At 70.7% G+C, this 4679-nt stretch carries 5 protein-coding genes and 1 pseudogene; 4 read left to right on the top strand and 2 right to left on the bottom strand.

Annotated features, from left to right (window positions below; translation table 11 throughout):
• From VF330_RS18110 to VF330_RS18095, 4 genes and pseudogenes are all read left to right on the top strand, one after another.
• Positions 1-677: pseudogene (locus VF330_RS18110) on the top strand (glycogen debranching enzyme GlgX); the annotation flags it as partial.
• 227 nt (positions 678-904) lie between these two features.
• On the top strand, positions 905-1504 hold the full coding sequence (locus VF330_RS18105) for a cysteine dioxygenase family protein (protein ID WP_330852792.1): 600 nt from the start codon (positions 905-907) through the stop codon (positions 1502-1504).
• Complete coding sequence (locus tag VF330_RS18100) at positions 1501-1890, top strand: rhodanese-like domain-containing protein (RefSeq protein WP_330852791.1); 390 nt, start codon at positions 1501-1503, stop codon at positions 1888-1890. Before VF330_RS18105 ends, VF330_RS18100 begins: the two co-directional genes overlap by 4 nt.
• An 85-nt stretch (positions 1891-1975) precedes the next feature.
• Complete coding sequence (locus VF330_RS18095) at positions 1976-3097, top strand: hypothetical protein (protein WP_330852790.1); 1122 nt, start codon at positions 1976-1978, stop codon at positions 3095-3097.
• Positions 3098-3108: 11 nt separating this feature from the next.
• Here VF330_RS18095 and VF330_RS18090 read toward each other — a convergent pair whose 3' ends face one another.
• Both VF330_RS18090 and VF330_RS18085 read right to left on the bottom strand, forming a co-directional pair.
• Positions 3109-3438: a hypothetical protein gene (locus tag VF330_RS18090; protein WP_330852789.1), complete on the bottom strand. Its 330-nt coding sequence runs from the start codon at positions 3436-3438 to the stop codon at positions 3109-3111.
• 240 nt (positions 3439-3678) lie between these two features.
• Positions 3679-4242: a hypothetical protein gene (locus VF330_RS18085; protein WP_330852788.1), complete on the bottom strand. Its 564-nt coding sequence runs from the start codon at positions 4240-4242 to the stop codon at positions 3679-3681.
• Positions 4243-4679: the final 437 nt, after the last annotated feature.

Raw genomic sequence — 4679 nt, 5'->3', positions numbered from 1 at the left:
ACGACAACCGGTCGTGGAACTGCGGCACCGAGGGGGAGACGGACGATCCCGAGATCCTGGAGCTGCGCACGAGGCAGGCGCGCAACCAGCTCGCGACGCTGCTGCTGTCCACCGGCACGCCGATGATGGTGGCGGGCGACGAGATGTGGCGCACCCAGGGCGGCAACAACAACGCCTACTGCCTCGACAACGCGGTGTCGTGGGTCGACTGGACGGAGACGGAGGCGGGCAAGGCGCTCCTCGGCTTCACCCAGCGCCTGATCGCGCTGCGCGCGTCGTCGCCGGCGTTGCGGCAGCCGGAGTTCTTCGAGGGCCGCACGACGCCCAGCGGCAACCCCGACCTGGTGTGGTTCCGGCCGGACGGCCGCGAGATGGCCGAGACCGACTGGTTCGACGAGAGCCGCCGCACGCTCGGCATGTTCATCGACGGCTCCAACTGCCTGTCCCGCACGCGCGAGGGCGAGCTGGTGTCGGACGACTCGTGGCTGCTGCTGATGCACGCCGGCGCGGAGGCGATCACCGTCACGCTGCCGCACGAGCGCTACGGGCCGTCGTACGAGCCGTTCCTGGACACGACGACGGCGGACGGCTCCCCCGCCGAGCCCTCGACGCTGTCGCCGCGCGCGGAGGTGGAGGTGCGGCCGCGGTCGTTGCTCCTGCTCCGGGTGCCCCGCTGATCACCTGGTGGACGCTCTAGCCACTCTCCGAGATCCTCTGGCACCATCACGGAGTGCTGGTCTACTCCTGGACTGACCGCGCGATCGACCTCGTGCTCGTGGCGTCGTGCGGGTGTAGCTCGACGCGACGCGTGCGCTGACCAGCGCTCCGCGTCGCGTCTTGATCGCTACCCCGTACCGACGTGGCCTTCAGGAGCGAGCCGGTGACCTCTACTTTTGCTGCGAACATCTCCGCGTCCACTTCCGCGAGCACTGCCGACGAAGACCGGTTCGACCTGCACCCGGTGCTGGACGGCCGGCTGCTGCGTGACGTGATCCACCCGTCCCGGTCCCTCTGGACGCCGCGCGAGCTGCGCGACCTCACCTCGTTCGTGGCGAGCGAGCTGACGACCGGGCTGCTCTCGATCCTCGAGTACTCGACCGAACGCCGCTGGTGGGCACGCCTGGGCCTGACCGAGGGCGTGGAGCTGTGGCTGCTGTCGTGGCTGCCCGGCCAGGGCACCGAACCGCACGACCACGGCGGTTCGGCCGGGTCGTTCACCGTGCTGACCGGCAGGCTGCGCGAGGACTACCGCTACCCGGCGGGCCCGGTCCGCTCCGCCGTGCGCGAGACCGGTGACGCGCTGGGCTTCGGCTCGGGCCGCGCGCACCAGGTGCTCAACCCGTTCGACGGCCCCGCCGCCACCGTGCACGCCTACTCACCGCCGCTGGTGCCGACGCGCGAGTACGCGTCGCTGCTCGACATCCCCGACTCGATCCCGCCGCTGCCCGCGCAACGCCTGCCGTTGTCCGAGCTGCGGCAGCTGGCCGACCAGGAGGGCCCGTGAGCAAGGTCGACGCGATTCTGGAAGAGGCCCGGTCGCACCTCAAGCGCCTGGAACCGCACGAGCTGCACGCGCTGGGCGACGCGCTGGTGGTCGACATCCGGCCCGCGCACAACCGGCTGGCCGAGGGCGAGATCGAGAACTCCGTGGTGGTCGAGCGGATCGTGCTGGAGTGGCGCCTCGACCCGGCGGGCGACTGGCGGCTGCCCGGCTTCACCGCCGACACGACCGTCGTCGTGGTGTGCAACGAGGGCTGGGCGTCGTCGCTCGCGGCGCGCGACCTGCAGCGGGTCGGCCTGGCGAACGCGACCGACCTGGTGGGCGGGTTCCGGGGCTGGCGGGAGGCGGGGCTGCCGGTGGTGCGGGGCGGGTCGCAGCCGGTGGTGTGACGACGGCGCGGGCGTCTCAACCGGTGGGTCCCCCTTGCCCGATCCCGCCGTGGAACCGCTCCCGCGCAGGTAGCGTCTGGAGATCGTGACAGTTGTGCGCTGGGTCGTGACGGCCCTGGTGGTGGCCGGCACGATCGCCTGGACCCTCTCGGACTTCCCCGCCGGCCTGGCCGGGGCCTTCGTCGGCCTGCTGGTCGCGCTGACCGCACCGCAGGCCGGTCTCGCGCTCGGGGCCGTCCTGTTCGGACTGCGGATCACGCACGTGATCATCGGCCTCGGCGGCGAGCTCAAGTCGTGGACCTGGGCGACCGGACGGGTCGTGCTGCGCACGGTTCCCGTGCTCGCCACCGTCGGTCTCACCGGGCTGAAGCCGGGGGTGCGGCGGCGGACCGTCCTGACCGGAGCGTTCGCGATCGTCTTCTGCGCCGGGGTCGTGGCGCTCACGTGGCTCGCCACCGGGTCGGCGTTCGGCAAGGGCATGGCGCTGGCGGCCACGGCGTGCTTCCTGCTCCAGCTCGTGCCGGTCGAGCAGCCCGGCAACACGAGCCTCGGCTGGTTCGTGTTCGCGCTGCCGAAGCTGTCGGGACGGCGGCTGGAGGAGCTGGAGGCGCGGCCGCGGGTGCTCGCCGGCATGGACGCCTACCACCGCGGTGACCTCGACGAGGCCGAACGGATCCACGCCGAGCTGGTGGAGGACCACCCCGACCTGCTCACGGTGGTCGGGCTCAAGATCGTCACGGCGTGTGCGCGCGAGCGGTACCTCGACGCGCTGCAGAGCGCGATCGGGCTGAACGGGCGCGAGGACCTCGGCACGCGCGAGCTGGCGCTGGTCATGGCCACCACGGCCGGGATCGCTGTGCAGGCGGTGGAGGCGGGCCAGTTCCCCGCCGAGGTCGGGCTGGAGACGGCGCGCAGCATGCTCGGCGGCGCCTACGAGGCCGGGTACCCGAAGCACCGGGCGAACGGGACGCTGGCCGTCATGGCGCTCGTCGAGGGCGACACCGCCAAGGCCCGGCAGCTCGCCGGGTACTCCGCCGAGTCGAGCGAGACCGCGCTGGGCCGCGCCGAGGACCTCATCACCATCGCGCGGGCGTGGATGGTGGACGGCGACAACGCGAAGGCCCGCGAGCTCGCGGCCGAAGCGCACGAGCTCGCGGGCTGGAGTCCGCGGGTGGCGGCGACCCGCGCCCGTCTTCAGATCAGCTGACCGGCACCGGCTCAGCCCGGGAAGGGGAAGCCGGTCCCGTTGTTGCCGTTCCCGCCGGTGTTGCCGGCGCCGATGTTGTTGCCGTCACCGCCGTTGCTGTTGCCGTTGCCGCCGTTGTTGTTGTTCCCGACGTTGTTGCCGTTGCCCCCGAGGTTGCCCGACCCGGTGACGTTGCCGTTGCCGGGCGTCCACGGGTTGTGCGAGAACGCCGTGATCGAGATGGGACCGAGCAGCTGCGTGTCCAGCACGTCCCGGCTCGGGGTCTGAGCGGCGTGTGCGGTCGACGCGAAGAGTCCCATGCCCGCGATGGCGGCGCCGAGGACGATTGCCTTCTTGATCATCTGCGGTTTTCCGTTCTTAGAGCAGCAGCGGATCGAGCAAATTCAGATTAACCACAACTTCCGGAGAAAAACGAACCTGTCGCCCCATTGTGTGTTTCCCCAGAAAACCCTTCAGCTGTGACGAACGGGTGACGACGCAGCTCACGACTCTATTCTTGGCGGTCCGGAATACTACACACCGCGCACAGCAAAGGGCCCGTCACCGAAAACGGTGACGGGCCCTTTCCCACCCCTCGTGGGTCAGCCGTTCTGCACCGGCAGGCCAGGCAGACCCGGCAGACCCGGCAGGCTCGGCACCGTGGGAAGGCCGCCGGGAGGAGCCGGGAGACCGCACTTGGTCAGCAGGTCGGTGACGGTCTTGAGCAGCGTCGTCAGCAACGCGGTGAGCTTGCCGACGTCCGGCAGCCCGCCGCCGGCGGCACCCAGGACGGTGCCGCCGAGACCCGCGACCGCCGAGACCAGGTTCAGCACGACGGGCAGGCAGACGTCGGTGGGACCGGCGTACGGTATGGCCTTCACCGGCAGCGGGACGCCCGGCACGCTCACGGGAGGTGTCGGCAGACAGCCCGCCCCCTGCATCGCTGTCACGAGCCCGAGCAGGTCACCGATCATCGGTTTCACCGCGCCGACGTTCGGCACGGGCACGAGGCTGCCGACGGTCTTCTTCAGCTTCGCTGCGAGGTCTTGGACGAGTCCGGCACAGGCTGCGGGGAGCTGCGGCGCCGGTGCCGCGCTGGCGGCGGGGACGGATGACGCGGTGAACAGAGCTGCGACGAGCGAGAATGCGGCAATCGTTTTCTTCACGGCTACCTTCTTCCTCAGCGCGCGAATGCGCAATTCACTGGACCCGCACCCGAATACCCTCGACGAATTCTGGTGCGGTTCATTCCACGTTTGGGAGCGTATGCCCGTCCCGCCCGCCTCTACCAGCGGAGATCGTGAATTCACCCGCTCGACAGCGGGCTCATTCGTCCGAGGGAATACTTCTGGCGGTGGACACGCGTGGCGCAGGTGACGACCAGTGAACGGCGGCGGAGGAAGACGAACGCATCAGGGCATCCAGCCCGCCCTGCGAAGGCGGACCGGATGCCCTGAGCGACCTCGGGTGACCGGTCAGCCGGCCAGCACGACCCTGCCGAGCTCCGCCGGGGTGGCCAGCAGGCCGTGCCTCGGCAGCACGCGCACGGTGTAGCCGAGCGCGCCGGCGTGCGGCAGCGGCACCTCGGCCTCGTAGTTGCCGT

Origin of the sequence: Lentzea sp. (genome assembly GCF_036380075.1) — a bacterium.
Classification (GTDB): domain Bacteria; phylum Actinomycetota; class Actinomycetes; order Mycobacteriales; family Pseudonocardiaceae; genus Lentzea.
Note: the sequence above shows the minus strand (reverse complement) of the source record. Positions and strands in the feature narration are given on the sequence as shown.